Source organism: Pelomonas nitida, assembly GCF_043555975.1.
Lineage (GTDB): Bacteria > Pseudomonadota > Gammaproteobacteria > Burkholderiales > Burkholderiaceae_C > Pelomonas > Pelomonas nitida.
The window spans coordinates 194,275-218,960 of sequence record NZ_JBIGIA010000008.1 but is presented as its reverse complement, the minus strand read 5'-3'; the positions used below and the strand labels follow the sequence as shown (position 1 = coordinate 218,960).

The 24,686-nt window shown below is 68.1% G+C and carries 16 protein-coding genes; 10 read left to right on the top strand and 6 right to left on the bottom strand.

All coding sequences use genetic code 11. The annotated features are described in order from the left end of the window. Window positions 1-61 precede the first annotated feature (61 nt). From ACG00X_RS12645 to ACG00X_RS12630, 4 genes are all read left to right on the top strand, one after another. Window positions 62-1,084 carry a LacI family DNA-binding transcriptional regulator gene (locus ACG00X_RS12645; RefSeq protein ID WP_394488540.1) on the top strand — a complete coding sequence of 341 codons (1,023 nt, stop codon included), beginning with the start codon at window positions 62-64 and terminating at the stop codon, window positions 1,082-1,084. 34 nt (window positions 1,085-1,118) lie between these two features. Beyond that, on the top strand, window positions 1,119-2,402 hold the full coding sequence (locus ACG00X_RS12640; protein WP_394488539.1) for a tryptophan--tRNA ligase: 1,284 nt from the start codon (window positions 1,119-1,121) through the stop codon (window positions 2,400-2,402). An 81-nt stretch (window positions 2,403-2,483) separates the two neighbouring features. Beyond that, complete coding sequence (locus ACG00X_RS12635) at window positions 2,484-3,077, top strand: ECF-type sigma factor (protein ID WP_394488538.1); 594 nt, start codon at window positions 2,484-2,486, stop codon at window positions 3,075-3,077. A 134-nt stretch (window positions 3,078-3,211) separates the two neighbouring features. Further along, the gene (locus ACG00X_RS12630; protein WP_394488537.1) at window positions 3,212-4,906 is read left to right on the top strand and encodes an AMP-binding protein; all 1,695 of its coding nucleotides are present in this window, start codon (window positions 3,212-3,214) and stop codon (window positions 4,904-4,906) included. 231 nt (window positions 4,907-5,137) lie between these two features. On the opposite strand, the gene ACG00X_RS12625 is transcribed toward ACG00X_RS12630, so the two are convergent. Then, the gene (locus tag ACG00X_RS12625; RefSeq protein WP_394488536.1) at window positions 5,138-6,055 is read right to left on the bottom strand and encodes a LysR family transcriptional regulator; all 918 of its coding nucleotides are present in this window, start codon (window positions 6,053-6,055) and stop codon (window positions 5,138-5,140) included. 394 nt (window positions 6,056-6,449) lie between these two features. On the opposite strand from ACG00X_RS12625, the gene ACG00X_RS12620 reads away from it, so the two are divergent. After that, complete coding sequence (locus ACG00X_RS12620; protein ID WP_394488535.1) at window positions 6,450-8,630, top strand: malate synthase G; 2,181 nt, start codon at window positions 6,450-6,452, stop codon at window positions 8,628-8,630. A gap of 72 nt (window positions 8,631-8,702) precedes the next feature. On the opposite strand, the gene ACG00X_RS12615 is transcribed toward ACG00X_RS12620, so the two are convergent. After that, on the bottom strand, window positions 8,703-11,747 hold the full coding sequence (locus ACG00X_RS12615; RefSeq protein ID WP_394488534.1) for a TonB-dependent receptor: 3,045 nt from the start codon (window positions 11,745-11,747) through the stop codon (window positions 8,703-8,705). Between the two features lie 955 nt (window positions 11,748-12,702). Here ACG00X_RS12615 and ACG00X_RS12610 point away from each other — a divergent pair. Both ACG00X_RS12610 and ACG00X_RS12605 read left to right on the top strand, forming a co-directional pair. Further along, window positions 12,703-15,387, top strand: a complete 2,685-nt coding sequence (locus ACG00X_RS12610; protein ID WP_394488533.1) for a TonB-dependent receptor — start codon at window positions 12,703-12,705, stop codon at window positions 15,385-15,387. Window positions 15,388-15,480: 93 nt separating this feature from the next. Continuing rightward, complete coding sequence (locus tag ACG00X_RS12605) at window positions 15,481-16,701, top strand: NAD(P)/FAD-dependent oxidoreductase (RefSeq protein WP_394488532.1); 1,221 nt, start codon at window positions 15,481-15,483, stop codon at window positions 16,699-16,701. 99 nt (window positions 16,702-16,800) lie between these two features. Here ACG00X_RS12605 and pcaF read toward each other — a convergent pair whose 3' ends face one another. The 3 genes from pcaF to ACG00X_RS12590 are packed head-to-tail and all read right to left on the bottom strand — an operon-like array spanning window position 16,801 to window position 20,248. Beyond that, the gene (gene pcaF / locus ACG00X_RS12600) at window positions 16,801-18,006 is read right to left on the bottom strand and encodes a 3-oxoadipyl-CoA thiolase (protein WP_394488531.1); all 1,206 of its coding nucleotides are present in this window, start codon (window positions 18,004-18,006) and stop codon (window positions 16,801-16,803) included. After that, window positions 18,003-19,454, bottom strand: a complete 1,452-nt coding sequence (locus tag ACG00X_RS12595; RefSeq protein ID WP_394488530.1) for a 3-hydroxyacyl-CoA dehydrogenase — start codon at window positions 19,452-19,454, stop codon at window positions 18,003-18,005. Before ACG00X_RS12595 ends, pcaF begins: the two co-directional genes overlap by 4 nt. Further along, window positions 19,451-20,248: an enoyl-CoA hydratase-related protein gene (locus ACG00X_RS12590; RefSeq protein WP_394488529.1), complete on the bottom strand. Its 798-nt coding sequence runs from the start codon at window positions 20,246-20,248 to the stop codon at window positions 19,451-19,453. The genes ACG00X_RS12595 and ACG00X_RS12590 overlap by 4 nt, the downstream gene beginning before the upstream one ends. A gap of 115 nt (window positions 20,249-20,363) precedes the next feature. On the opposite strand from ACG00X_RS12590, the gene ACG00X_RS12585 reads away from it, so the two are divergent. From ACG00X_RS12585 to ACG00X_RS12575, 3 genes are all read left to right on the top strand, one after another. Further along, a complete protein-coding gene (locus tag ACG00X_RS12585; protein ID WP_394488528.1) occupies window positions 20,364-21,455 on the top strand; it encodes a sensor histidine kinase in 1,092 nt (363 codons plus the stop codon). Then, the gene (locus ACG00X_RS12580) at window positions 21,448-22,215 is read left to right on the top strand and encodes a LytR/AlgR family response regulator transcription factor (protein ID WP_394488527.1); all 768 of its coding nucleotides are present in this window, start codon (window positions 21,448-21,450) and stop codon (window positions 22,213-22,215) included. Before ACG00X_RS12585 ends, ACG00X_RS12580 begins: the two co-directional genes overlap by 8 nt. A 65-nt stretch (window positions 22,216-22,280) precedes the next feature. Next, window positions 22,281-24,002, top strand: coding sequence for a M14 family metallopeptidase (locus ACG00X_RS12575; protein ID WP_394488526.1), 1,722 nt, complete (start codon window positions 22,281-22,283; stop codon window positions 24,000-24,002). 4 nt (window positions 24,003-24,006) lie between these two features. On the opposite strand, the gene ACG00X_RS12570 is transcribed toward ACG00X_RS12575, so the two are convergent. Continuing rightward, window positions 24,007-24,675: an alpha/beta hydrolase family protein gene (locus tag ACG00X_RS12570; RefSeq protein ID WP_394488525.1), complete on the bottom strand. Its 669-nt coding sequence runs from the start codon at window positions 24,673-24,675 to the stop codon at window positions 24,007-24,009. Window positions 24,676-24,686 lie beyond the last annotated feature (11 nt).

Genomic DNA, 24,686 nt, shown 5'->3' with positions numbered 1-24,686 from the left:
TCGAATGCGCGCCGGCCCGCACGCCGCGCGGCGCGGGTCCACTGAAGTACACGGGAAGCGAATGGCAACGATCAAGGATGTGGCGCGGCTGGCCGGCGTGGGCGTGGGCACGGCGTCGCGCGTCATCAGCGGCCATGGCGCGGTCGCACCGGCCACGGCCGAGCGCGTGCGCGAGGTCATTGCGCAACTGAAGTTCCGCCCCTCGCACGCCGCGCGCACGCTGGGCAACGGCAGGTCCCGTCTGATCGGCGTCTACATCCCCTTTCTGCGCGGCACCTACTACACCCCCATCCTGAGCGCCATCGACCTCACGCTGCGCGGCCACGGCCTGCACATGGTGGTGGCCTTCGGCGAAGGCCTGGGCGACGAGCGCGCCGAGGCCAACGAGGGCATGCGCTTCCTGCTCGACCGCGACTGCGACGGCCTCGTCGTGATGTCCAACGCGCTGCAGGACGCCGACCTCCGCGCGCTGGGCCCCGCCGCACGCCAGGTGGTCGTGCTGAACCGGCACTTCGACCGCTTCAAGGCCCAATGCTTCACGGCCGACCACACGCAGGGCGGCGCCCATGCCGCACGGGCGCTGCTGCAGCACCGGCACCAGCACATCGCCGTGGTGGCCGGCCCCGCCACGTCACCCGACAACGTCGCCCGCCTGGCCGGCTTCATGGCCGAGCTGGCGGCGCACGGCGTGAGCGCCGGCAACGTGGTCACGGTGCCAGGCGACTTCTCCAACCAGGCCGGCTGGGACGCGGCCCAGGCGCTGCTCGCGCTGAAGAAGCGCCCCACGGCCGTCTTCTGCGCCAACGACGAAATGGCCATCGGCCTGCTCGCGCACTTCCAGGAGCGCGGCGTGGCGGTGCCGCACGACGCGTCGGTGCTGGGTTACGACGACACGCCGAGCGCCGCCTTCGCCGCACCCCGGCTCACGTCGGTGCACATTCCCAGCCACGCGGTCACGCAGGCCGGCGTGCACTGGCTGCTGAACCGCTGCTACGGCATGGCGCTGCCCGTGTCGCGCCGGTTCGACATCTCCGTCACCTGGCGCGCCTCCGTGGCGGGGCCGCCGGCCAAAAGGCGAAGCTGAGGCCACAATCCGGGCTGAACTTTCACGGCAGCCCATGTCCCACCGCGTCCTGACCGGCATCACCACGACCGGCACCCTGCATCTCGGCAATTACGTCGGCGCCATCCGCCCGGCGGTGGCCGCCAGCCGCGCCCCCGGCGTGGAGAGCTTCTTCTTCATGGCCGACTTCCACGCGCTGATCAAGTGCGACGAGCCGGACCGCCTCGCCCGCTCCAGCCGCGCCATCGCCGCCACCTGGGTGGCCGCCGGGCTGGACACCTCCCGCGTCACGCTCTACCGCCAGAGCGACATCCCCGAGATCCCCGAGCTGAGCTGGCTGCTGACCTGCGTGACGGCCAAGGGCCAGATGAACCGCGCCCACGCCTACAAGGCCGCGGTGGACGCGGCGACGGCCGCCGGCGAGGAGCCCGATGCCAACGTCACGATGGGCCTGTTCAGCTACCCGGTGCTGATGGCGGCCGACATCCTGATGTTCAACGCCCACAAGGTGCCGGTGGGCAAGGACCAGGTGCAGCACATCGAGATGACGCGAGACATCGCCCAGCGCTTCAACCACCTGTTCGGCCAGGGCCGCGAGTTCTTCGTGCTGCCCGAGGCCGTGGTGGACGCCGAGATGGAGCTGCTGCCCGGCCTGGACGGCCGCAAGATGAGCAAGAGCTATGACAACGTCATCCCGCTCTTCGAAGGCGGCGCCAAGGCGCTGAAGGAGGCGGTCGCGCGCATCGTCACCGACAGCAAGCTGCCCGGCGAACCGAAAGACCCCGAGGGCCAGACACTCGTCACGCTGTACGACGCCTTCGCCACGCCCGAGCAGCGTGCAGCCTTCCGCACTGCTTTGCGCGAAGGCCTGGGCTGGGGCGAGGCCAAGCAGCAGCTGGTCGCGCTGATCGAAGGCCAGATCGGCCCGATGCGCGCGGTCTACGACGAACTGATGGCGCACCCGGAGAAGCTCGAGGCCATCCTGCAGGCTGGCGCCGCGCGGGCCCGGGCCATCGCCGTGCCTTTCCTCAAGACGCTGCGCGAGGCCGTGGGTCTGCGCCCCTACACGCAGACCGCCGCCACCGCCGTCGCCAAGGCCGAGAAGGTCGCGCTGCCGGTGTTCAAGCAGTACCGCGAGGCGGACGGCAAGTTCTACTTCAAGCTGCTGTCGGCCGACGGCGCGCTGCTGCTGCAAAGCGCCGCCTTCGAGCAGGGCCGCGACGCTGGCCAGTGGGTGGCGCGGCTCAAGCGCGAGGGCCTGGTGGCCGACGCGCCGGTGACGCGCGAGGCGGCCGACGCCGACATCGCGGCCGCGCTGGCCGCCTTCCAGGACGACTGACCCCATGACGCCCGGGCGCAGGCTTTGCATGCAGCGCCCCGGCGCGATGGGTCGGCACGCCGCCCCGGGCACGGCGCCACCATGGTGACGCAGCCCCCGATCACCGAGCTGCTCGCCGGCACCGCACGCGGCGACGCCGCGTCGCTGCAGCAGCTCTACGCGGTGCTCTACCCCGAGATCAAGCGCGTCGCCCGCATCCGCCTCGCCCAAAGCGGCCCCGGCAGCCGCGTCGCCGGCCTGGACACGACGGCCCTGGTGCACGAGGGCTTCCTGCGCATGGCCGACCGGCAGGGCCTGCAGGGCGAGACGCGCGGCCAGTTCTTCGCCTACGTCGGGCGCGTGCTGCGCTCGGTCGTCATCGATCACCTGCGCGCCGAGGGCCGTGACAAGCGCGGCGGCGATGCCGTCATGGTGACGCTGTCCGCCGCTGCCGGCGTGGCCGCCGTGCAAAGCCAGGCCGTGGACCTCATCGGCCTGGACCAGGCGCTCGCGCGCATGAGCGAGCTGGACGCGCGGCTGTACGAACTCATCGAGATGGTGGGCTTTGCCGGCCTGACGCTCGCGGAGGTCGCACTGATGCGCAACGTGTCCACACGCAGCATCAACCGCGACCTGCTGAAGGCCCGCGCCCTGCTGCAGGAACTGCTCGGCGACCCGCCGACGACGGTGTACTGAGGCAGTCAGCCTAGAGTCGCCACTCTAGAGAAACCCGGCACCGCGTCACGCCAAATGCGCCGCCTCGCCCGGACGAGGGCCCATCACGCGGTAAGTTCGCGGGTTCCCAAACCGAAAAGTATCCGGAGACCTGCATGGCCACCATTGCCACCGACCAGCTCGCGCTGCAACGCCTTTATCACTGGGAGCGCACGGCGGCCGACACGGTGACACTCACCCAGCCGATGGGCGGCACCGAGGTGCGCGACTTCACCTGGGGCCAGATCGGCGACCAGGTGCGCCGCATGGCCGCGTTCCTGAAGGCCAAGGGCCAGGCCGAGGGCTGGCCCGCCGACGCCAAGGTGGCCATCCTGTCCAAGAACTGCGCCTGGTGGCTGATGAGCGACCTGGCCATCTGGATGGCGGGCTACGTCAGCGTGCCGCTGTACCCGACGCTGGCCGCCGAGACCGTGTCGCAGATCCTCGCGCACAGCGAGACACGCTTCGTCTTCGTCGGCAAGCTGGACGACTGGCCGCTGATGAAGCCCGGCGTGCCGGCCGGCCTGGCCGGCGCGAGCTACGCGCTGTCGCCCGACGACGCCAAGGCCGCCTACGAAAGCTGGGACGCCATCTGCGCCCGCACGGCGCCGCTGGCCGGCGCGGTGTCGCGCGGGGCCGACGAGCTGTGCACGCTGATCTACACCTCGGGCACGACCGGCAACCCCAAGGGCGTCATGCACAGCTTCGGCGCCTTCGCCTGGGCCCTGCAGAGCGGGCTGGCGCGCATCCCGCTGACGGCCCAGGACCGCATGCTGTCCTACCTGCCGCTGGCCCACGTCGTCGAGCGCACGCTGGTCGAGCACGGCTGGCTGACCACCGGCTTGAAGATCTACTTCGCCGAATCGCTGGACACCTTCGCCGCCGACCTGCAGCGCGCCCGGCCCACGGTGTTCTTCTCGGTGCCGCGGCTGTGGGTCAAGTTCCAGCAGGGCGTGCAGGCCAAGCTGCCGCAGCCCAAGCTGGCCTTGCTGCTGCGCCTGCCGCTCATCGGCGGCCTGGTGCGCCGCAAGGTGCTCAAGGCGCTGGGGCTGGACCAATGCAGATTCGCCGCCGGCGGTGCCGCGCCGATGCCGCTGGCCCTGCTCGAGTGGTACGAGGCGCTGGGCCTGCGCATCAACGAGGGCTACGGCATGACGGAGAACCTGGCGCTGTCCCACATCACCGAGGCCGGCAAGCGCCAGTTCGGCACGGTCGGGCCCGCCTACCCGGGCGTGCAGGTTCGCATCGACACGCAGACCGGCGAGTTGCAGATGCGCAGCCCGGCGCTGATGCTGGGCTATTACAAGGAGCCGCAGATGACCGCCGATGCGCTGACCGCCGACGGCTGGCTGCGCACGGGCGACAAGGCCAGCATCGCGGACGACGGCTGCGCCCGCATCACCGGCCGCGTGAAGGACTTGTTCAAGACCAGCAAGGGCAAGTACGTGGCGCCCGCGCCCATCGAAGACAAGCTGGGCATGAACCCCGCCATCGAGGCCTGCTGCGTGGCCGGCGCCAACCTGGGCCAGCCGCTGGGCATCGCGATGCTGTCACCACTGGGCCTGCAACGCGCGGCCACCGATGCCGAGGGCCTGAAGGCCGAGTTGGCCCAGCACCTGGCCGACGTCAACGTGCGGCTGGACCCGCACGAGCAGCTCGACACGCTGGTGCTCATCAAGACGCCCTGGACGGTCGACAACGGCTTCATCACGCCCACCTTCAAGGTCAAGCGCAACCGCGTGGAAGAGGCCTACGGCGCGAAGTTCGAGGGCTGGGTGAAGCAGCGGGCGAAGGTGCAGTTCGGGGATTGAACGAGCCCCTCGCCCAGTCTTGCGCCGCTGTACGCGGGCAATCCTGGTCTGGGACCACCCTGCGGCTCGCGCCGCAACGCTTCGGCAGGCACAGTCCGTCCGCTGGACGGCCCGTGTCCAGACTCAGCCCCCCGAGGGGACGGCGATGCGTGCGGCATTGAGCCGCCCGCGCATCGCCCAACGCGGGCCGGCTTGGGAGCGGCCCGGCGCTCGGCCCGCGCAATACGTCCGTCAGCCGCGCCAGTAGTCTGCGCGCCCGTAATGCGCCCGCAGGTGCTCCACCCACAACCGCGTGCGCAGCGGCAGGTGGCGTGACTGCGGGAACACCGCGTAGATGCCGTTGGGCGGCGCGGCGAAGTCGTCGAGCACGCTGACGAGCCGGCCCGCCGCAAGGTCGGCCTCGACCTCCCAGGTGCTGCGCCACGCAATGCCGAGGCCAGCCACGCACCAGTCGTGCAGCACCTGGCCGTCGCTGCAGTCCAGCCGGCCCTGCGTGCGGGTTTCAGGCCGCAAATGCCGCAGCTCGCCGTCGATCTGGAAGGCCCAGCCGCGCACCTGGCTGGCCTCCGAACTCAGCGTCAGGCAGGCATGGCGTGCCAGTTCGTCGGGGTGCGTCGGCGTGCCCGCCCGCTTCAGATAGCCGGGCGTGGCCACGCACAGCCGGCGGTTGTCGGCCAGCCGCGTGCTGACGAGGCTGGAGTCCGGCAGGTCACCCACGCGCACCGCGCAGTCGAAGCCCTCGTGGACGATGTCGACGACACGGTCGCTCAGGTTCAGCGACAGGCTCAGGTCCGCATGCTCGGCGAGAAAGCCCGGCACCAGCGGCGCCACGTGCCGGCGGCCGAAGCCGGCCGGCGCCGTCACGCGCAGGTGACCGCTGGCCTTCAGGCCGCCGGCGCTGACGGCCGCCTCGGCGTCGGCCAGCGCGGCGATGAGGCGCTGGCAGTCTTCCAAAAACGCCTGGCCCTCGGGCGTCAGCGTCAGCCGCCGCGTCGTGCGCAGCATCAGCTTGACGCCCAGCCGCGCCTCCAGCGCGTCCAGCCGGCGCCCCATGACGGCCGGCGCCACGCCCTCGACCGCCGCCGCCGCCGTCAGGCTGCCCTTGGCGGCCACGAGCGCGAAGGACTCGATCTGCTTGAGCTTGTCCATCGACCTAGGAGGCTGTCGGGCCTTGGGCCTGGAGCGCGCCCGGGCGAAGCGGGCCGCTGGCAAGGCGCGCCGACGCCGCGGGCTCGTGCCCGCACGAAGAAGCAACACCGCCAGCGGCCCGAAGCGACAGACCCGCGGGCATGCAGCGCGCATCGCCAGCGCAGGTGAACTGCGCCGAATAGCCAAGGTCATGAGGCATCGAGACTTTCGTTGAGTGTCGAGCGGGCGACTGCCGGGCCTAGGATTGTGGTGGACAGACAGCGCAAACATTCGACTTCAGTTCGATATTCATGCGTTTTCCCCACCTATTCCTTTGCGTGCACTGCAGCAAATAAGGGCTCGCGCAACGGCAAGATGCGCGGCAATCTGTCGCTGTCTTTCGAGGAGCTTGTCCATGGCCACCACACGCACTCCCCTCCACCGCCTGCAGGTCGATGCCGACCTGGCCCGCTTCATAGCCACCGAGGTGCTGCCCGGCACCGGCGTCACCGCCGAGGCGTTCTGGGCTGGCTTCAGCCGCATCGCCCACGAGCTGGCGCCGAAGAACCGCGCGCTGCTCGCCGAGCGTGACCGGCTGCAGTCGGAGCTGGACGCCTGGCACGAGGCCCACCCCGGCCCCATCGCGGACATGCCGGCCTATCAGGCCTTTCTGAAGCAGATCGGCTACCTCGTCGAGCCGCCCGCGCAGGTGCAGGCGACGACGGCCAACGTCGACGCCGAACTGGCCCTGCAAGCCGGCCCGCAGTTGGTGGTGCCCATCCTGAATGCGCGCTACGCGCTGAATGCCGCAAACGCCCGCTGGGGCTCGCTGTACGACGCGCTGTACGGCACCGACGCCATCCCCGAGGCCGACGGCGCCACGCGCGCCGGTGCCTACAACCCGGTGCGCGGCGCCAAGGTCATCGCCTACGCCCGCCAGGTGCTGGATCAGGCGGCGCCGCTGGCCACGGGCTCGCATGCCGAGTCGACCGGCTACCGCGTCGAGAACGGCCAGTTGGTCATCACGCTCGCCTCCGGCGCGACGACCGGCCTGAAGGACGCCGCCACCTTTGCCGGCTATCAGGGCGACGCCGCCGCGCCGACCAGCGTGCTGCTGGTGCACCACGGCCTGCACCTGGACCTCCGCATCGACCGCTCGACCGCGATCGGCAAGAGCGACCCGGCTGGCGTCGCCGACCTCGTGCTGGAAGCCGCGCTCTCCACCATCCTGGACCTGGAAGACTCCGTCGCCGCCGTCGACGCCGAGGACAAGCTGCTGGCCTACCGCAACTGGCTGGGCATCCAGCAGGGCACGCTGACCGAGGAAGTCGCCAAGGGCGGCACCACGTTCACGCGCCGCCTGAACGCCGACCGCGTCTACACCGCCTCCAACGGCGGCACCGTCACGCTGCACGGCCGATCCCTCATGTTCGTGCGCAATGTGGGCCACCTGATGACCAACCCGGCCATCCTGCTGGACGACGGCAGCGAGATCCCGGAAGGCATCATGGACGCGGTCATCACGACGACCATCGCGATGCACGACCTGAAACGTCGCGGCAATTCGCGCACGGGCAGCGTCTATATCGTCAAGCCCAAGATGCACGGCCCGGCCGAAGTGGCCTTCGCGGCCGAGCTGTTCACGCGCGTCGAGCAGCTGCTGGGCTTGGCCGACAGCACGGTCAAGCTGGGCATCATGGACGAGGAGCGCCGCACATCGGTCAACCTCAAGGCCTGCATCGCCGCAGCGGCCAGCCGCGTCGCCTTCATCAACACCGGCTTCCTGGACCGCACCGGCGACGAGATGCACACCGCCATGCGCGCCGGCCCCATGCTGCGCAAGGGCGACATGAAGACGTCCCGCTGGATCACGGCCTACGAGCGCAGCAACGTGCTGACGGGCCTGGCCTGCGGCCTGCGTGGCCGCGCGCAGATCGGCAAAGGCATGTGGGCCATGCCCGACCTGATGGCCGCCATGCTGGAGCAGAAGATTGGCCACCCCAAGGCCGGCGCCAACACCGCCTGGGTGCCCTCCCCCACTGCCGCGACGCTGCATGCGCTGCACTACCACCAGGTCAACGTGGCCGCGGTGCAGCAGGAACTCGAGAAGGTGGACCTCGCCGCCGAACGCGACGCCATCCTGAACGCACTGCTGACCATCCCCGTCGCCCCCCAGGCCGACTGGACGCCCGAGCAGCGCCAGCAGGAGCTGGACAACAACGTGCAGGGCATCCTCGGCTACGTCGTGCGCTGGGTGGACCAGGGCGTGGGCTGCTCCAAGGTGCCCGACATCAACGGCGTGGGCCTGATGGAAGACCGTGCCACGCTGCGCATCAGCAGCCAGCACATCGCCAACTGGCTACGCCATGGCGTCGTGACCGCCGAACAGGTGCGTGAGACCTTCACCCGCATGGCCCGCGTCGTCGACCGCCAGAACGCCGGCGACCCCGCCTACCTGCCGCTGGCCGACCACCCGCAAGGCGCCGCCATGCAAGCGGCGCTAGACCTGGTGTTCAAGGGCGAAGCCCAGCCCAGCGGCTACACGGAGCCGCTGCTGCATGCGTGGAGATTGAGGGTGAAGGCCGAGGGACATTGAGCGCCGCCTCTCGCCGCACCATGAAAAAGGGCCGCTTGCGCGGCCCTATGCTTTTGACGAATACGCCTTCTATCAGAAGTTGTATTCGGCAGTCAGCCGAACAGCCCGCGGCGCGGTATAGCTGATGACACGGCCGTAGGTCGGCAGCACCGAGCTGGGGTCGTAACTGACCTCGCGCGTTTCATCGACCACTGCGGTGGTCTGCGTGTTGAAGACGTTGAACACATCGGCACGCAACGTCAGGCCCTTCACGAAGCCTGGCTTGTAAGCCAGGTTCAGGTCCAGCTTGTAGTTCCAGGGCAGGCGACCTTGGGAGCCACGGCTGCTGGGCTGGCCAGCGCAGTAGAAATACACGTTGCCGTAATCGTACGTGTCGAAGTCCGGCGTGGCGGGGCCGGCGTAGTTGCCGAAGCAGTTCTTCGGACGACCCGACTCGGCCAGCATGTTGGCGCCAACCGTCCACTCCGGCGCGACCTGGTAGTAGCCGTAGGCCTTCAGCGAGTGGGTGCGATCGTTCGGCAGGTAGCCGTACGAACCCACCATCAGCTCAGGCGTATCCCAGGTCGAGGTCGCCGCGACGTCCGTCTGCGCGTTGTCGGACCTGGTCTGGCCTTCCGTGTTGCCCTTGCTCTTTGAGTAGGTGTAGGTCACCTTGCCGTACCAGCCGTTGCGAAGGCGATGCTCCAGCGAGAAGTCCAGGGCCAGGTAGCTACGCTTGGGCTTCTCGAAGCCGAGATCCGCAGCACTCAGGTTGACGAGCGTGTGCTGACCGTTACCCGCATAGTCCACCAGGAACTTGTTGCTCGACCCCGGATTGAACGAGGCGCAGCCGAAGCCAGCCCAGTTCGACGTGTCGATGTTGTTGTCGGCAGCGTACTGCTCGAACGGACGCGCATCGCACAAGTCATCGATGGTGGCCTTCAGCTTGCGGTAGGTCAGCTTGACGCCAGCGACATAAGTCGGGCTCAGCGCCTTTTCCAGACCCAGCGTCACTTCATCCTGGTAAGTGGGCTTGATGTCCTGGGCAGAAACAGACTTGACGTCCTTCGCTTGGCCGTACTCGTTGTTCGTCGAGAATGGCTGGCCGGTGGCGCTCAGACCGGTGGGCAGGCCGGTTTTCTGGTCGACACCGGTGTACGCGAAGTATTGCCGGGTGTAGGTCGAACGGCTGGCACCACGGACGGCCACGTGAGTCGGGATCTGCAGGCTGTAGCGGCCGGCCGAACCGTACACCTTCATGGACGAGTCGCCGTTCACGTCCCAGGTGCCGGCGAAGCGCGGGCTCAGGAAGTTCTTGGACTCGAGGAAGGTTTCGCCATCACCGTTCTTGTTGACGAAGCTTTCATTGCGCAAACCGTACTTCAGCGTCAGGCGATCGTTGACTTCATGCGTGTCTTCGATGTACTGGGCCGACTGGTTCGACTGCGCGTCCGTCACCGAGTTGAAGATGCGACGCTCGACGTAGTAGTAGCGGCCGTTGACCTGCGTCGTCAGCGTGCTGATGGGGATGGTGCCGCCGGAGCCCGTGAAGGTCCCACTCGTCGTACTTTGATAGTTGTACGAGGTACTGCCGATCGTCGCCACGCCAGCATTGATCGACTTCAGACGGTTCTCGTCCATGCCGGCGCGAATCGAGTGCTTACCGATGCGGTAGTCCACGTCCAGCCGGAACGCCTTGGTCTTCTCCTGCGCACCCGGCAAGATGCCGGTGGAGTTGTAAGGCAGTGGGTTGGGGCTCTGTGCTGAGGTGATGTAAGTCAGGTTGGGGTTACGCCCGGTGGACGTCCAACCGAAGCTGGCATCGGTCGGCGCGAACGTGTATGCGTCGCTGTGCTTGGACGTCGTTTCGCCATACATGGCCGTCAGCACCAGGTCGTTCATCAACGTACCGGTGTACTTGATGGCACGGCCTTCGCCCCCCACAGCGGGCGTCACGTTATCCAGGTTCTTCGAATACTCGGAATAGACGTAGGGACCCTTCTGACCGGTCTTGTAATCGTAAGCGCTGAAGTCCTGCGTCGTCTTGTAGTTGTCGCCAAGGAACGTGGCTTCCAACTGATGGTTGTCTCCAATAAACCAGTCGAACTTCGCCAGATAGCGGTTGTTCTTGTCCACCTCGTCAGCCCAGCCACTCGAAGTGAGCTGCGCGCTTTGCGGCGTGCGATTCACGTAGCTCAGGTCCGTCTTGGTCTGATCAAGCGCGACGAAGAAGAACAGACTGTCCTTGATGATCGGACCACCCAGACTCGCGCCGTAGCTGTAGCGGTCACGAGAGTTGTTGGAGCGGTCGAAGTAGACCGTGCCGTCGGTAGTAGGGTTGGAGCCAGTGTTCTGGTAGTACGAGCTCTTGGGCGTTGACCGCAGGCTGTTCGGCTCGACGGACATGAAGACGCCGCCATGCCATTCGTTGGAGCCGCTCTTGGTCGTGATGTTGACCACACCACCGACCGAACGACCAAACTCGGCACCGAAGCCGCCGGTCTTCACGTCGGCCTGCTGAATAGCTCCGAACGGCAGTTCGATGGAGCCGAGCTGCGTCAACGCATTGGTGACCGGCAGACCGTTGATGTAGTAGGCATTCTCGGACGGCGCGCCGCCGCCGATGCTGACGCCACCGGCATACCGCGAATCGGCCTTGGTGGTGTTGGCGGCCAGCGCGATGATGCCGCCGAGGTCGCGGGTCACCACCGGCAGCGCAGCAAGCTGGGCTGCCGTGAACGTCGAAGAATTTTCCGACCGCGACACGTCAATGGTGGGCGCGCGGCCCGTCACCTGCACAGCTTCCAGTTGCTGCGTCACCCCAGTGTCGAAGACAACTTCGGAACCACGGCCAGCGAGAACTTCAAGCTCGACTGATGTAACGACCTTCCCATCCTTCACCAAGCTGGCCTTGTACTTGCCTGGAGGCAGTGCAGGAGCCGTGAACTTACCGGCGGTGTCAACCGGAACGGTCCGCTTCAGGCCCGTCGCGGCATTTTCAACGACGACCTGGGCGCCGGACTGCCCAGCGACTTGGCCGAACACCGAACCAACCGTGGTCGACTGGGCGTAGGCTGCCGGAGCCACGGCGAGGGTCAGGCTGGCGGCCGAGAAGGCAATCAGCAGGCTCTGAGACAAGATTGTTTTACGTAGCATGCACAACTCCGTGGTTGCTTGGGTGCCCCGGTGCGGGGTGTTTCGGAAGACAAAAAAGCTGACCGAGCCTTTTGGGCTCAAGACAGCTCTTCGCAAGTTTCAGACCACTCGCTAAAAGACCGCTAAGGGCAAGCCCCATGCTCAGCCGAAAGAGGCCCCTCCGGCAGGCTCGTCGAACATCGGATCGGTGCCAGACGTCAGCCGCCGACGCAACTAATTGGCTGATTCATAAAGACTTCGGGAAACTCCGCAGCCAAACCCTCGCCACCGCGCCGAACCGCCTCAGGGGCCGAAATGAAAGCGCACACCGATCAAATTCGACGCGCCGGCACCACGAATGCGCCAATCCCAGGGTAAGCCGCCATTGCCAGGCCGGCCTGCGCTGTCGACCAACACAAACCTGATGAACTCAAGAATGTGTAGCCCCCCCCCGGCCCGCGCCCCTCGCCATCGCTTAGCTTCCGCCGACTGGCGCTGACCATTCACGGCACAGCCTTCATCGCCCAAACGGCGCCACACGCCCGCAACAGGCTGGAGCGAACCAACGCCCCAACATGGTGCAGCCAATCCCCATCGGCGGGCTAACGTTTTGCACAGCCTTCGTCCAAATCGATGCAAGCCTTGGCAATCGTCGATCTGGCGACGATCTATGGACTGCAGTTGGATGATTGTTGGGATTTTCGCGACAAGGATTCCGTCGCAATTGCGCAACATGTCGCGAGCTAGCAAATCCTAAATTCCCCGATATGGCGCATGTTCTTGCGCGTTTGCAACACCCCCCAGCGTTCGCGACAGCTCAATTGGGGTCAACCCGGAATTGCACACCAACACCGGCATTCACACTTGCGACTCATTTTCTTTACCGCGCTTTGCGCACTGACCCGGCCACAAGCCGGCTGAATGCCCCAAACAGGCGCACGCCCTCCAGGAGTTCTGAATGTTCAAACGCCACGCTATCAGCGCCGCTGCGCTGGTCTGTCTAGCCGCCGCCACCCAATCGGCATTCGCACAACAACAATCACTGGAGCGCGTCGAAATCACCGGCTCTGCCATTCGCCGCTCGGTGAACGACGAAGGCGCATTGCCCATCACCGTTGTCAAAGCTGAAGATCTGCGTCAGCAGGGAGTTACCAGTGTGGAAGGCATCCTGGAACTGCTGTCTGCCAGCCAGTCCAGCACGCCCAGCACCAATTCCATCGGTAGCGGCACGGGCGGCGCAACGTACGCAAACCTGCGTGGCCTGGGCAGCAACAAGACCCTGGTGCTGCTGAACGGCCGCCGTATGACCGCGTTCGCGTTTGACGCGAATGCCGTCGACCTGAACTCCATCCCCTTCGCCGTCATCGAACGCGTCGAGGTGCTGCGTGACGGCGCCTCTGCGGTGTACGGCACGGACGCCATCGGCGGCGTCATCAACTTCATCACCAAGTCCAACTACCGCGGTGGTCAGTTCGTCGTTGAAATGACCAAGCCCAGCGAGGATGGTGGCAAGAAGGAAGGCGCGTCCGTCACCTTTGGCCTCGGCGACCTGGAAAAGGACAAGGTCAACTTCTGGGCCTCGTTCGACAGCCGCCGCCAGCAACGCGTGCGCGCGCTGGACCGCGACTTCGCCAAGACCGGCATCATCCCGAGCCGCGGCGTGAGTGGCAACTCCGGCACGACCTTCCCCGGCAACTTTGCGCAGAACAGCACCGTCGGCACGGCCAACATCACCGCCCCGAACTGCGCGGCGCCGCTGTCGGTCGTCAACCCGACCAACAACAAGGCCTGCGTCTTCGACTTCACCTCGACGCTCGACATCATCCCGGACACGAAGCAGAACACCGTCGCCGGCCGCCTCGCGCTCAAGCTTGCCGACGACCATGTGCTGACCGTCGAAGCCCTGTCCACCCAGAACACGAACGTCTCGCGCGTTGCACCGGACCCGGTCACCGGCATCACCATCCAACCCAGCAATCCCGCCTATCCCAAGAACTATCCGGGCCTGGATACCACCCTGCCCGTCAGCGCTGGATGGCGCATGGTTCCGGCGGGCAGCCGCACGAATACGGCGAACTCCACAGCCGAACGCGCCGTCATCGACCTGAGCGGCATCATCGCCGACTGGGACTATCGCGTTGGCGCACTGGTTTCGCACAGCACCGGCAATGACGCGGCCACCGATGGTTACGTCAGCGCCCCGTTCGTTCGCGCCCAGGTTGCCGCCGGCAACCTGAATCCCTTCCGTGACCCGACCGCCGCCGAGCTGGCCATCATCCAACAGGCCAAGCGCACGGGTGTGTTTGGCTATGCGACCGGCGAAACCAGAGGCTTCGACGTGCGAGCCAGCCGCGAACTGTTCTCGATGCCCGGCGGAGCCGCAGCCATCGCGGTCGCCGCCGAAATGCGCAAGGAGAAGTACCGCTTTGACACCAACGACGACGTCGTGACCAACATTCCGTCGGCTGGCCGTTCGATCAACCACAAGGGCGGCGAACGTGACGTCAAGGCCTACGGCGCCGAACTGCTGCTGCCGGTTTGGAAGAACGTCGAGGTGCAACTGGCCATCCGTACCGACGACTACTCGGATGCTGGCAGTTCTACCAACCCCAAGATCGGCATCCGCTTCCAGCCCATCAAGGAAATCGTGCTGCGCGGCTCCTACAACACCGGCTTCCGTGCTCCCGGCCTGGATGACCTGTATGCACCGAAGACCGTGACCTTCACGGCAGGTGCCAAGAACGACCCGCTGCTGTGCGATGCCAAGGGCACGGCCATCGCCGCCCTGGGCGGCGTGCAGGGGCGCGACTGCGGCCAGCAACCCCAGGTTCAGCAGGGCGGCACCGCCACACTGAAGCCGGAGAAGTCCAAGACCTTCACGATGGGCTTCGCTATTGAGCCAATGAAGGACCTGACCTTCTCGTTCGACTACTGGAACATCAAGCTGCGTGACCAGATCGGCTTCGTGCCGGTTGACACGCTCATCGCGAACTCGGCGCGCTACAGCTCCAACTTCGTGCGCTGCAATAAGCTGCCCATCGCCGTCCAGGACACCCTGAGCCGCTGCACAGGCCTGGACAACAACAGCAACGCCATCGGCTACATCATCCAGACCAACGACAACATCGGCAAGGTCGAGACAGACGGTGTCGACATCACCGCCGGCTACAACACCAAACTGGGTGCGCTGGGCGCGCTGATGCTGTCGTACGACGGCACCTATGTCCGCTCCTATCAGTACCAGACCAGCCCGCTCGATCCGTTCAAGGAAAACGTCGGCATCTACAGCGACGGCTCGCCAGTCTTCAAGTGGAAGCACAACATCAGCGCCGCCTGGTCGCTGAACAAGGTCGGTGCCCGCATCAGCGTGCGCCATCTGAGCGGTTATCGCGACCAGAACGATCCGGCCACGGTCGTCGGGGGCGCAAGCTACTACGGCGATGTCGACGCCTACACGCTGGTCGACGTGTCCGCGACGTATAAGTTCACCAAGATGACGTCCTTGACGCTCGGCGTGAAGAACCTGATGGACAAGGACCCGCCGTTCTCCAACCAGTCCACCCGTTCGCAGCGCGGCTATGACCCGCGCTACGCCGATCCGCTGGGTCGCTCGCTGTTCGTGCGCGCAGCCGTCGGTTTCTAAGGCCTCCGCGCCTCACGGCATCAGGCCCGCTTCGGCGGGCCTTTTTTGTTCCGGCGGGCACAATGCGCGCCGCTCCCGCTACCGCTCAGTGCCATGACAGCTCCCTCCACCGCTCCCGACGTTCTCATCATCGGCGCCGGCCCCGCCGGCAGTGCCTGCGCGCGGGTGCTGGCCCGTGGCGGCTTGCGGGTGCGAATCGTCGACCAACATCCGCATGGCCGAGACAAGACCTGTGGCGACGGGCTGATTCCCGACGCGCACAAGGCCTTGGCGCGGCTGGGGTTGCTGGACGAGGTCATGCGCCTGGCCGAACCGGTGGCCCATGTTGCTTGCATCGGCCCGCGCGGCGGGCGCGTCGATGTACCGGGCTCGTTGGCCGTGCTGCCGCGCAAGGTGTTGGACGCCTTGATGTTGACGGCCGCGCAGGCGGCCGGTGCGCAGTTCGAACAGGCTCGGTTCGAGGCGCCGATCGAGGAAGACGGCCGCGTTGTCGGCGCGCGGCTCAAGCGGGGCGATGAACTGGTGGAGGTACGCGCCGACTGGGTCGTGCTGGCGACCGGTGCCGTGCCCAAGGCGCTGACGGCGGCCGGCATGTGCGAGCGGCACACGCCCAGCGGCGTGGCACTGCGCGGTTATGTGAAGGCGCCCCAGATGGTCGGCAAGATCAAGGCGCTGGAGGTGGTGTGGGACAAGGCCGTGCGCCCCGGCTATGGCTGGATCTTCCCGGCGCCCGACGGCCACTTCAACATCGGCGTGGGCGTCACCGATTCGCACAAGGACCTGAACGGCAAGGGCCGCAAGAAGGACGTCAACCTGCGCGCCATCTTCGACGCCTTCGTGGAGAAGTACGCACCCGCCGCCGAGCTGATGCGCGTGGGCGAGAAGGTGGGCGAGGGCGATCAGTGGCTCAAGGGCGCGCCGCTGCGCTGCACGCTGACCGGCGCGAAGTGGACGCGCCCGGGGCTACTGGTGACCGGCGAGGCCGCCGGCTCCACCTATTCGTTCACAGGCGAAGGCATCGGCAAGGCCATGGAAACTGGCATGCTGGCGGCGGACGCGATCCTCGCCCACCGCGATGACGATGCCGCGGCGCGGGCCGCGTACGAGGCCAGCCTGACCACACTGAAGCCGAAGTTCGACCTCTACGAACGCGCCAACCGCGTGAATGCCCATCCGTGGCTGGCCGACCTGCTGATCTGGCGCGCCCAGAAGAGCCCGCGGCTGCTCAAGCGCATGAGCGGCGTGCTCAACGAGACCAGCAACCCGGGCAATCTCGTCAGCATCAAAGGCTTCAGCCGGCTGTTCTTCGAATAAGCCGGAGCACCAGCGCCTTGCGGCCATTCAACGGCGCGGGTGTTGGCGCACCACGAAGATTCCCGCAAGCCCTCCGGCGCGCAACTAACCCGGAGCGGCTCACACCCGCTCGATGACGAGCGCAATGCCCTGCCCCACGCCGATGCACATGGTGCACAGCGCGTAGCGGCCGCCACTCACTTCCAGCTGGTTGACGGCCGTCGTCACGAGGCGCGCGCCGCTGGCGCCCAGCGGGTGGCCCAGCGCGATGGCGCCGCCGTTGGGGTTCACGCGGGCGTCGTCGTCGGCCAGCCCCAGATCGCGCAGCACGGCCAGGCCTTGCGCGGCGAAGGCCTCGTTCAGCTCGATGACGTCCATCTGCGCGAGCGTGAGCCCGGTCTGCGCCAGCACCTTGCGCGTGGCCGGCGCCGGGCCGATGCCCATGATGCGCGGCGCGACGCCGGCCGTAGCCATGCCCACCACGCGGGCGCGCGGTGTCAGGCCGTGGCGGGCGGCTGAAGCCTCGCTGGCCAGCAGCAGCGCGCAAGCCCCGTCGTTGACGCCGCTGGCATTGCCGGCCGTCACCGTACCGTCGGGCGTCACGACGCCCTTGAGCCGGGCCAGCGCCTCCAGGCTGGTCTCGCGCGGGTGTTCGTCCAGCAGCACGCGCAGTGGCTCGCCCTTTTTCTGCGGCACGTCGACCGGCACGATCTCGCGTGCAAAGAAGCCGCGCTGCTGCGCCGCCAAGGCCTTGCGTTGGGACGCCAGCGCCATGCGGTCCTGCGCCTCGCGCTCGATGCCGAAATCGCGCGCCACGTGCTCGGCCGTCTCGGGCATGGCGTCCACCCCGTAGGCCGCCTTCATCAGCGGGTTGACGAAACGCCAGCCGATGGTCGTGTCGTAGATCGCGTTCGCGCGGCTGAAGGCGCTCTCGGCCTTGGGCATCACGAAAGGCGCGCGGCTCATGCTTTCCACACCGCCGGCGATCATCAGCCCGGCCTCGCCGGCCCGGATGGCGCGAGCGGCCGAGCCCACGGCGTCCAGGCCCGAACCGCACAGTCGGTTGACCGTCGCGCCCGGCACGTCCTGCGGCAGGCCGGCCAACAACGCGGCCATGCGGGCGACGTTGCGGTTGTCCTCGCCGGCCTGGTTGGCGCAGCCGTAGAGGACGTCCTCCACCGCCGCCCAGTCGACGTTCGGGTGGCGCGCCATCAGCGCCTTGATCGGCAATGCGGCGAGGTCGTCGGTGCGGATGGAAGACAAGGCCCCGCCGTAGCGGCCGAAGGGTGTGCGGACGGCGTCACAGATGAAGGCGTGGGAAGTCATATCGCGTGTCTTCTCAGGTAAGGGCTGACGCGGTATCGCTCTCCGCGGTAGTGGGTATCGAGGCGATCCAAGAGCGTCACAACGGCATCGAAGCCCCAAGACGCCAGCCATTCGAACGGCCCGGCCGGGTAGTTGACGCCCAACTTCATCGCCGCGTCGGCGCCGGCCTCGTCGCAGACGCCTTGCTGCACGGCGTCGGCCGCCTCATTGACCAGCATCGCGATGGTGCGGGCGACGACGAGGCCGGGCACATCGGCCACTTCGCGCGGCGTAAAGCCAAGCGAAGCCAACCAACTCGCTGGCGAGCCCAAGTTGATGGCCTGGGAGTAAGCCAGATCGGTGCCCGCCCCCAGCGGCAGATCAAACACCACGACCGGTCCTCTCATCTGTCGCTCAGCCGCAATCTCCAGCGCGGTGCGGCCATCAGTCAGTCGAATTTGTGCATCGTCGGCCTCCAAGCCGATCCAGCCACTCGAAATATTGCGATTGGCCTGCGGAAATGCTGCGGCGAAGCGATCCGCCACGCGGCCATGCCCATGAACGATCAGGCGTTGTGCATCGGGTCTGGACAAGCCATCTTGCGGCAGCGCCGGCGCACCTTCGGGGTAGCGGTAGAAGCCCCGCCCGCTCTTGCGCCCGAGAAAGCCCGCGTCCACCAGCTCCTGCTGCACGAGCGACGGCGTGAAGCGGCGGTCGAAGAAGTTGGCCGCGAACACCGAGTTCGTCACCGCGAAGTTGGTGTCGTGGCCGATCAAGTCCATCAGCTCGCACGGCCCCATGCGAAAGCCCGCCGCCCGCAGGCAGGCGTCGATGACTTCGGGCGCGGCGGCGCGCTCCTGCAGCAGCATCAGCGCCTCGGCGTAGTAGGGCCGGGCGATGCGGTTGACGATGAAGCCGGGCGTGGAGCGCGCGTGCACGGCCGTCTTGCCCCAGCGGCCAGCGAGGTCGAACACCGCCTGCGCCACGTCGGGCGACGTGCCCAGGCCCGACACGACTTCAACCAGCTTCATCAACGGCACCGGGTTGAAGAAGTGCATGCCGACCAGCCGCTCGGGGTGCTGCATGCCGCGCGCCAGGGCCGTCACCGAGATGGACGAGGTGTTGGTGGCGATGACCGCGTCGCTCGGCAGCAGCGCCTCCAGCTCGGCGAACAGCGCGCGCTTCACGTCCAGGTCCTCGACGATGGCCTCGATGACGACATCCGCCGAGACCAGCGTATCGACCGGCGTGATGCGGGCCAGCGTCGCGGCCGCGGCCTCGCTCGTCAGCTTGCCCTTGGCGGCCAGGCCATCCAGCGTCTGCGCCAGCTTGGCCTTGGCGGCTGCGGCGGCGCCGGCGCGGGCGTCGAACAGCGAGACCTCATGCCCGGCTTGCGCCGCGACTTGCGCGATGCCGGCGCCCATCAGGCCGGCGCCGACGATGAGGAGGCGGGAGTCGTTCAGCGTCATTCGGCGTCGTTCCAGTTGGGCTTGCGTTTGGCGAAGAAGGCGGCAAAGCCTTCGCGCGCCTCGGGCGTCGTGCGCACACGGGCAATCGTCTGCGCGGTCAGCTCGCGCACCTCTGCGGTCACCGGGCCGGGCGCCAGCCGCGCGTAGAGCTGCTTGATCTGGCCTTGAGCTTGCGGGCCGGCGGCGAGCAAGTCAGTCACCCACGCGTCGACGGCCGCGTCGAGCTCGCCGGCCGGCACGACGTGCTGCACGAGACCGATGCGTTGCGCCTCGTCGGCGCCGATGCGCGAGGCCGTCAGCGCCAGCCGCCGCGCCTCGCGCAGGCCCACGGCGTTGATGAGGTGCGGGCCGATGACGGCCGGCAGGATGCCCATGCGCGCCTCGCTGACCGTGAAGCTCGCGCCGTTGGACGCGACCGCCATGTCGCACGCCGCCACCAGGCCCACGCCGCCGCCCAGCGCCGCGCCCTGCACGCGGGCCAGCGTCGGTTTCGGGCAGTCGGCGATGCGCGCCAGCATGGCCGCAAAGCGGTGGGCGTCGGCCAGGTTGTCGCCCTGCGACGCGGCGGCGGCGCGCTGCATCCATTGCAGGTCGGCCCCGGCGCTGAAGTGCTTGCCGGCACCGGCCAGCACGATGACACGCACCGCCGCGTCCGCCCCCAGCTGCGCGAAGGCCTCGTCCAGCTCGGCGATCAACGTCTCGTCGAAGGCGTTGAACACGGCGGGCCGGTTCATCGTGAGCACGGCAACGCCACCGGCGTGACGTTCGAGGTCCAGGGCGGTCCAGGGGGTCATCCGGGCATTCTGCACTTTCCCCGACCGATCGGTCGGCCAACCATCTGCGCGGCCCGACCGGCCATTCGCCGCATCGCTACGCAGCCCATGGCCGTGCGCTGCCTAGACTGCGCGCATGTCATCACCCCCGCCCCCGCGACGCTGGACCGACGCGCCCTGGTCGCAATGGATCTACCCCGGCCCCACGCGCGTCTTCACGCCTGCCGAGCTGGCGCGGGCCGGCATGCAGCCCTGGCCCGCTGCGCTGGAGCGCTATGCCTTGTTCAACGCCGCCGTCATGCTCGGCATGGGCTTCGCCGTCACGCCGGGCCGCCAGGCGCTGTGGATCTTCTGCGCCGGCCTGTTGCTGACCGTGCTGGGCCTGGCCGTTGCGCGCTGGCTGTGGCGCAATCCGACGCGGCGCCGGCTCAACGGCGCCAGCTACGCGACCTGCCTGCTGCTGTGGCTGGTGCTGCTGGGCGGCAGACGGCTGTTCGGCCAGGATGCCATGCGCGGCACGGTGCGGGAGGTCGCGCCGGAGCTGGCCTGGGTGATGGTGGCCGTCATGTCGGCCTGGTGGGCGCTGACGGTCTATCGCGTGCAGCAGATCGCCGCGCGGCTGAACGAACTCGCCGAGCAGGACGCCGCACTGCGCCTGCAAACGCGGCTGGCCACCGCGCAGATCCAGCCGCATTTCCTGTTCAACACGCTGGCCTCGCTGCAACACTGGGTGGACACCGGCGACGCCCGCGCGGCTCCGCTGCTGCGCGACTTCACGGCCTATCTGCGCGCCACGCTGCCGATGTTCGAGCGCGAACTGCAGCCGCTGGACGACGAGATGGAGATGGTGCGCCGCTACCTCGCCATCATGCAGGCGCGGCTGGGGCCACGGCTGCGCTTCGGCATCGACGTGCCGGCCGGGCTGCACGCCCAGCTGCCGCCCGGCGTCGTGTTGACGCTGGTGGAGAACGCCATCGCGCACGGCATCGAGCCTCAGTTGCACGGCGGGCAGGTGCAGGTGGACCTGCGCCGCGAGAACGAACGACTGACCCTTCGCGTGCGCGATGACGGCAGCGGCCTGCGCCCCGGCGGCACGGACGGCGTGGGCTTGTCCAACACACGCCGGCGCCTGCAGCACGCGCTGCCCGACGCCACGCTGACTCTGTCCGATGCGGCCCCGGGCTGCGTCGCCACCCTCACCTGGACGCCCGCATTGCGCCATGACTGAACTGACCGCCCTGATCGCCGACGACGAGGAAGCCCCGCGCGAGCAACTGCGCGCCGCACTGGCACGGCGCTGGCCCGAGCTGCGCGTGGTGGCCGCCAGCGCCAACGGCGCCGAGGCCTGGGACGACTACCTCGCCCACGAGCCCGCCGTCGTCTTTCTCGACATCCGCATGCCGGGCCTCAGCGGCCTGGAGGTGGCGCGGCGGCTGTCGGCGCTGGCCACGCCGCCGCTGGTCGTCTTCGTCACGGCCTTCGACGACCACGCCCTCGCCGCCTTCGATGCCGGCGCGGCCGACTACGTGCTCAAGCCCGTGGACGACGAGCGCCTCGCCCAGACGCTCACGCGGCTGCGGGCGCGCCTGGCCGGCCCCACGCCGGAGACCACCGCGCTGCAGCGCCTGCTGGCCAGCCTGCCGCAGCTGCAGGCGGCCAGGCCGGCCGTGCGGCCCATCCAGGCCAGCGTGGGCCGCGAGGTGCAGCTGATCCCGCCCGACGAGATCGTCTATTTCGAGGCCGATGCGCGCTACACCCGCGTCGTGCACCAGGGCGGCGAAGCGCTGATCCGCACGCCGCTGCGCGAGCTGCTGACGCAACTGGACGCCGAGCAGTTCTGGCAGATCCATCGCTCGGTGCTCGTCAACAGCCGCTGCATCGCGCGGGCCGTGCGCGTCGACGAGGGCACCATGGTCGTCACGCTGCGCGGGCGTGACGAACGCCTGCCCGTGTCACGGCAATTCCAGGTGCTGTTCAAGGGGCAGTGAGGCCGCCTCGCCAGGGCAAACCCTGGCCGGCGGCGGGCCGGCGGGTCCACACAATCCGCGCCACCATGCCCAGCCCCCTGCCCCGCCCTCGCTTCGACCAGTTCTACCGTTATGACGCCCTGACAGCGCTGCTGTTCGCCTACGCCGAGGCGCGACCCAACCTGGTGTCGGTGCGCTCCATCGGCAAGAGCCACGAGGGCCGCGACATCTGGGTGGTGGTGGTCACCAACCTGGCGGCCGGCATGGACATCGACAAGCCGGCGATGTGGATCGACGGCAACATCCACGCCGCCGAGCTGACCGCCTCCACCGCCTGCCTGTACTACCTGCATCAGCTGCTCGAGCTGCATGGCGGCACCAGCCCCGAGGCGCAGCAGATCAACCGGCTGCTGGACACGCGCACGCTCTACATCGTGCCGCGGCTCAACCCCGACGGCGCCGAACTCGCGCTGGCAGACCGGCCACGCCACATCCGCAGCTCCACACGCCCCTACCCGTACACCGAGCAGCCCGTCGACGGCCTGACGATGGAAGACGTGGACGGCGACGGCCGCATCCTGACCATGCGCGTGCCCGACCCGCACGGTGGCTACAAGAAACACGCCGGCGACCCGCGCCTCATGGTGCCGCGCGAGCCGGGCGAGCATGGCGGCGAGTACTACCGCCTCATTCCCGAAGGCTTCATCCGCAACCATGACGGCCTGACCCTGCGCGTCAACAACGACCGCGAGGGGCTGGACCTCAACCGCAACTTCCCCGGCGAATGGCGCCAGGAGTTCCAGCAGGTCGGCGCCGGCCCCTACCCCACCAGCGAGCCGGAAGTGCGCGCGATGGTGGAGTTTGTGTCCGGCCACCCCAACATCGGTGCGGCCGTGAGCTTCCACACGCACAGCGGCGTCATCCTGCGGCCCAGCAGCACGCGCAGCGACAAGGAGATGACGGCCGAAGACCTGTGGCTGTTCCAGCAGTTCTCGGCGCTGGGTGAACAGCACTCGGGCTACCCCGCCATCAGCATCTATGAAGACTTCCGCTACGACCCCAAGGACGTCATCACCGGCACGCAGGACTGGCTCTATGAGCACCTGGGCGCGCTGTTCTGGGTGGTCGAGCTGTGGTCGCCGAAGCGCGAGGCCGGCGTGGCCGACGACCACGGCTGGATCGACTGGTACCGGCGCCACCCGGTCGAGGACGACCTGAAGCTGCTGCGCTGGAGCGACGAGCACTGCGATGGCCTGGCCCACGTGGCGTGGACGCCCTTCCAGCACCCGCAGCTGGGCTCGGTCGAGATCGGCGGCTGGGACAAGATGAACTACTGGCGCAACCCGCCGCCGGCGCTGCGCGAGCGCGAGGTGGCCCGCTTTCCGGCGTGGATGACGCAGATCGCGATGAGCCTGCCCCGGCTGGAGCTGATCCGCGTCGAGGTGCGGGCGCTGGGGCCCGACATGTGGCGCGTGCGCCTCGCCGTGGCCAACGCCGGCTACCTGCCGGCCTGCGTGACGCAGCGCGCGCTGGAGCGCAAGACCGTGCGCGGCGTCATGTTCGAGCTGCACCTGCCCAGCGGCGACCCCGCCGTCAGCCTCGTCAGCGGCAAGGAGCGGTTCGAAGGCCCCCATCTCGATGGCCACGCCCCGCGGCAGAGCCAGCTGGCCTTCCTCGCCAACAAGCAACCCACCGGTGACCGCGCAGTGGCCGAGTGGGTCGTGCGCGCCCCCGTCGGCACGCAGCTGACGCTGAGTGCCAGCGCGGAGCGGGCCGGCGCGGTACGAACCGAGGTCGTGCTGGACTGAGCGATCAGCCCACTGGCCGCTCGTTTTCCTGCGCGGCGATCAACGCTTCGCGCCACAGCCGCGCGGGGATGAAAGTGCGCAACTGCTCCATCGCCTTGGCGATCAGCGCCGGGTGCAGGCCATGGTCCAGGTGCGGCAGCAGGTCGGCCGTCACATCGGCCCCCAGGTCCACCAGCGCCTGCGCCGCATCGACGACGTGGCGGTAGGAAAAGCGCCGGTCTTCCAGGCCGTGCAGCAGGTGCACGCAAACGTCTTGCGGCGCATGTTCGGGCCGCGACAGATAGCCGCCGGCGAACGCCAGCACGCGGCCGGCCAGCGCCGGCTCTGCCTGCAAGGCCTCCAGCGCGAGCAGCGCACCGTCGCCCAGGCCTGCCAGCGCCACGCGTTGCCACGGCAGCTCCAGCCGCGCGGCCTCGTGGCGCAGGCGCTCGATCAACCAGGGCAACGCCGCCGCCACGCCGTCGGGGCTCGGCTCCGGCTCCAGCCACCAGCGGCAACGCCCCTCGGCATCGCGCAGGGGCGGGTGCAGCGTCAGCGTCAGCGCGTTGGGGTATTGCGCCTGCAGCGCCGCGGCCAACGGCGCCAGCGTGTCGGGGCCGTCGGGCGCCAGGCCGCTGTCAGGCAAAAGCGCGAAGAGCAGGTCGGGTGCCGGAGCAGTTTGTGTGGGGCTCATGGCGGTATTTT